This window comes from Streptomyces sp. MnatMP-M17 (genome assembly GCF_900091995.1).
GTDB lineage: Bacteria > Actinomycetota > Actinomycetes > Streptomycetales > Streptomycetaceae > Streptomyces.
Genome location: NZ_FMDK01000748.1, coordinates 1 through 4163 on the forward strand (window position 1 = coordinate 1; position 4163 = coordinate 4163).

Genomic DNA, 4163 nt, shown 5'->3' on the forward strand with positions numbered 1-4163 from the left:
TGTTTCAGAAGTCCCGTCTGCCCCGCGGGCGGACGACGCTACTTCTGAAACACGGCCTAGGGCATCTTGAGTATCGGGAAGCTGCCCGTGGTCGTCGGGGCGTGTTCCGGGAGCCAGAGGACCGCGATGGCGCCTCCCGCGCCGCCCGCTTCCGCGCGCTCCGTCATGCCTTCGGGGCCCGCGTTGCGGAAGGTCAGCCGGGCTCCGAGGACCCGGGCCTGGCCGGCCGCGATGGTCAGGCCCAGACCGTGGCCATGGCCAGCGCGGTCGGTGGCGCCCGTACGGAACCGGCTCGGGCCCTCACGCAGCAGCGCCTCGGGAAATCCCGGGCCGTGGTCCCGTACGCGTACGACCCGGCCCTCGACCGTGACCTCGACCGGTGTGCGGCCGTGCTTGGCCGCGTTGGCCAGCAGATTGCCGAGGATGCGTTCGAGCCGCCGCGGATCGGTGTTCACCCAGGACTCGTGCACGACCTTGACCTCGGTCGCGGGATCCAGCAGGGCCACCCGGCGCTCGATGAACTCGCCGAGGGCGATCTCCTGGAGTTCGGCGCGCTCCGAGGCGCTGTCGAGCCTGGCCACCTCCAGCACGTCCTCGACCAGGGTCCGCAGGGCCTGGGCCCGGTCCCGTACCAGCTCGCTGGGCCGTCCCGGCGGCAGCAGCTCGGCCGCCGTGAGCAAGCCCGTCACCGGCGTCCGCAGCTCATGCGCGATATCCGCGGTGACCCGGCGCTCCGCCTCGATCCGCTCGTTCAGCGCGTCGGTCAGCGCGTCCACCGCGCGGGCCAGATCGTCCGTCTCGTCGCGTACGACTCCGCCGACGGACTCCCCGACCCGTACGTCCGTATTGCCCTGCGCGACCCGGGCCGCCGCGCCCGCGGCCCTGCGCAGCCGGCGTGAGAGCTGTCCGCCGATCAGTACGCCCAGGGCGCATCCGCCGAAGACCACCGAGACCGAACCGATGATCAGGGAGCGGTCCAGATCCTTCATGATCGTCGCGCTGCGGTCGGCGAACTTGTTGTGCAGCGAGAGCACCGCGCCATTGCCCATCGGGACGGCCGCCCACACATCGGGCACTCCGTGCGCGTTCTCCTGCACATAGGTCGCGCGCCGGCCCTGTTTCATCTTGGCCCGCAGATCGTGCGGAAGCGCCGGGTCATCGACCTTCGTGCCGAACTTGGGCTCCTTGGTGGAGTCGTACATCCGCTCCGCGAACAGCAGCCGTTCGAGCTGGACCTCGCGCGCGTTGTCGAGCATCGAGACGCGGGCCGAGTTGTGCACCACCAGGCTCAGCGCCACCGCGACCAGCGCGCCCACGGCCGCGATCGCGATGCTGATCTTCCATCTGACGCCGGTGCGCAGAGCGAGCCGTCTCATGTCCTACGCCGTCTCATGCCGCGAGCCGTCTCATGCCTTGAGCTTGTAACCGAAGCCGCGGACCGTGTCGATCCGGTCCTGACCGATCTTGGTGCGCAGCCGCTGGACATGGACGTCCACCACCCGTGTGTCACCGCCCCAGCCGTAGTCCCAGACGCGCTCCAGCAGCTTGTCGCGGGAGAGTACGGTCCCGGGCGCGGCGGAGAACTCCAGCAGCAGCCGCATCTCCGTCGGCGTCAGCGCCACCGGCTCACCGGCCCTGCGCACCTCCATACCGTCCGTGTCGATCTCCACATCGCCGAAGGTCAGCACTCCGCACGCGGCCGGCCTGTCCTGTCCTGGCCCGTCGCCCGCCGTGGGCCCGCCCGCGTGGCCGAAGCGGCGCAGTACGGCCCGGATCCTGGCGACCAGCACCGCGCCGTCGAACGGCTTGGTCACATAGTCGTCGGCGCCGGCTTCCAGACCGAGCACCACATCGATGGAGTCGGCGCGCGCCGAGAGCATGATCACGGGCACAGTCGACTCGTCGCGGATACGGCGGCACAGACTCACACCGTCCAGACCGGGCACCATCACATCCAGCAGCGCGATATGCGGCCGGTCCGCGCGGAACGCCTCCAGACCGGAGAGTCCGTCGGGCATGGCGGTGACCACGAAGCCGACGCGCTCCAGCGCGAGCTGCGTGGCCTCGCGGATGACATCGTCGTCCTCGACGAAGAGCACATGGGTCCCGGCCATCGTCCCGGCTCTCAGTTCTCGCCCGGCACGGTCGGCTCGGGCGTGCTCACGGCTCCGTTGCCCACCGCCCTGCTGTAGTTGTTGCGCACCCGGTAGCGCTCGGTGAACTTGACGTCGCCCCAGCTGTAGGTGACGACATCCTCGCCGGACGGGTAGGTCACCGGATCGCCCTTCGCGTAGACCTGCTGGGTGACGACGAGCGCGCCGCGGTCGATCGTGGCGTAGACGGCGGGCTGCTCGTCGGTGAAGACGTTCCTGTAGCGGCCGTCCACGGACCGGTACACATACGTTCCGATACCGACGGCATCACCGCAGGTCATCACATTGATCACCACATCGGGCGCGGTACCGCCGGTGAGATCTCCGTACGAGGTGTCCACCGGATAGGCGTCCTCGGCGCACGGCTTGAGATCGGCCTTGACGCGTCTGCCGACCTTGGGATCCTGTCTGAGCAGCGACACCGCGTCGACGGTCTGTGCCGGTGCCGGTACGGAGGTCCGGGCGGTCGGCAGGCCCCGCTCGACCGGCATGCTCACCGCCGCGCCCTCGTCCCTGGTGCCCGTACCGCCCGTTGCGCAGCCGGTGGCGAGCACGAAGAAGGCGGTGAGTCCGGCCATGGCCAGGGCAGTCGCCACGGATGTTCCCGTGCGTGTTCCCGCGAATGTTCCGCCCCCGGGCCGACCGGGGCCCTTCAGGCCGCGCACCCCGCCCGCTCCCGTTCCTGTCTGGTCTCCAGCTCATGACGGAGCCGCGCCAGCGCGCGGTGGAGCGTGCTCTTCACCGTGCCCGCCGACATACCGAGCGCCGCCGCCGTCTCTTCCGTACTCATCTGCTCCCAGTGTCGCAGCACCACGACACTGCGTTGCTTGGGTGCCAGAATTCCCAGGATCTCCATCAGCAGCGCGCGGTCGGCGTGCTGCTCGGTGCCGTCCTCGACGCTCGCGTCAGGGAGCTGCTCGGTGGGGACCTCGTCGAGCTTGCGCGCGCGCCACCACTCCGTACGGGTGTTGATCATGACGCGGCGCAGATAGGCGTCGGCGAGCGACTTGTCGGCGATGCCGTCCCAGCGGCCGTAGGTGCGGGCGAGGGCGGTCTGGAGGAGATCCTGCGCGTCGATGGGATCGGGCACCAGACGGCGGGCGCTGCGCAGCAGGGCCTCGTGGCGGGTCCGTACGTACTCCTCGAACTCCTCGAATCCGGGTACCTCGCCCTGTGCCATGCCGACCGCCTCCGAACCGTGACCATCCCTGCCGTTCGCCTACGGCAGGGAAGTTACGGAGCGCTTGTCACGGAGTTGTGCGGGACAGCCGTCGGCGGGCGCACGGCTGTCCATCGGTTGTGTAACGGCGGTGGTGCGACGGCCGGCCGGTCGTACGAGATGTACGGCGTGTACGACCGGTCGGCCCGGATCAGCTCTGCGGGAGCCGGTAGACACCGTTCTCCAGCGGTTCGACCAGCCCGTCCGCGACCAGTCCGTCCAGCGCCCTGGCGCGCTGCACCGGCTCGTCCCACACCGCGTCCAGGGCCGTCTGCGGCACGGGACCGACCGCGTCGCGCAGAACGGCGAGCAGCCTGCCGCGCACCTGGCGGTCCGTGCCCGCGTAGGTCTGGCCGCGCCGGGGCGCGCCTTCGTGCGCCGGCTTGCCGGACAGCCGCCAGGCGCACCGCGTGGCGATCGGACAGCGCGTGCACTCCTCGTTCTTCGCCGTGCAGATCAGCGCGCCCAGCTCCATGGAGGACGCGGCCCAGCGCGCCGCTGTCTCCGCGTCCTCGGGCAGCAGGGCGCGGGCCAGCTTGCGCTCGGCGGCCGTGGTCGCGTTCGGCGGGTACTGGGCACCGGTCACGGCGCGCGCGAAGACCCGGCGCACATTGGTGTCGAGCACGGCGTGCCGCTGTCCGTACGCGAACGAGGCCACCGCCGCGGCCGTGTACTCACCGATCCCGGGCAGCGAGAGGAGCTGCGCGTGCTCGCGCGGTACGTCGCCTCCGTACCGCTCCGTTATCGCCTGCGCCGCACCGTGCAGCCGCAGCGCGCGGCGCGGGTAGCCG

General features: G+C 70.6%; 5 protein-coding genes. All 5 read right to left on the reverse strand.

The window, feature by feature from the left end:
- Positions 1–56 precede the first annotated feature (56 nt).
- A complete protein-coding gene (gene cseC, locus GA0115259_RS29740) occupies positions 57–1376 on the reverse strand; it encodes a two-component system sensor histidine kinase CseC (protein ID WP_093602757.1) in 1320 nt (439 codons plus the stop codon).
- Between the two features lie 30 nt (positions 1377–1406).
- A complete protein-coding gene (gene cseB / locus GA0115259_RS29745) occupies positions 1407–2114 on the reverse strand; it encodes a two-component system response regulator CseB (RefSeq protein WP_093602759.1) in 708 nt (235 codons plus the stop codon).
- An 11-nt stretch (positions 2115–2125) separates the two neighbouring features.
- Positions 2126–2818: a hypothetical protein gene (locus tag GA0115259_RS29750; protein ID WP_370748693.1), complete on the reverse strand. Its 693-nt coding sequence runs from the start codon at positions 2816–2818 to the stop codon at positions 2126–2128.
- A complete protein-coding gene (locus GA0115259_RS29755; protein WP_093602763.1) occupies positions 2806–3333 on the reverse strand; it encodes a SigE family RNA polymerase sigma factor in 528 nt (175 codons plus the stop codon). The genes GA0115259_RS29750 and GA0115259_RS29755 overlap by 13 nt, the downstream gene beginning before the upstream one ends.
- Before the next feature lie 190 nt (positions 3334–3523).
- A partial coding sequence (locus GA0115259_RS29760) for an HhH-GPD family protein (RefSeq protein ID WP_093602765.1) occupies positions 3524–4163 on the reverse strand: 640 nt, incomplete at its 5' end.

Coding starts and splice junctions, on each gene's coding strand:
- GA0115259_RS29755 (WP_093602763.1), bottom strand. CDS start 3,333: ATGGCACAGGGCGAGGTACCCGGATTCGAGGAGTTCGAGGAGTACGTA.
- cseB (WP_093602759.1), bottom strand. CDS start 2,114: ATGGCCGGGACCCATGTGCTCTTCGTCGAGGACGACGATGTCATCCGC.
- cseC (WP_093602757.1), bottom strand. CDS start 1,376: ATGAGACGGCTCGCTCTGCGCACCGGCGTCAGATGGAAGATCAGCATC.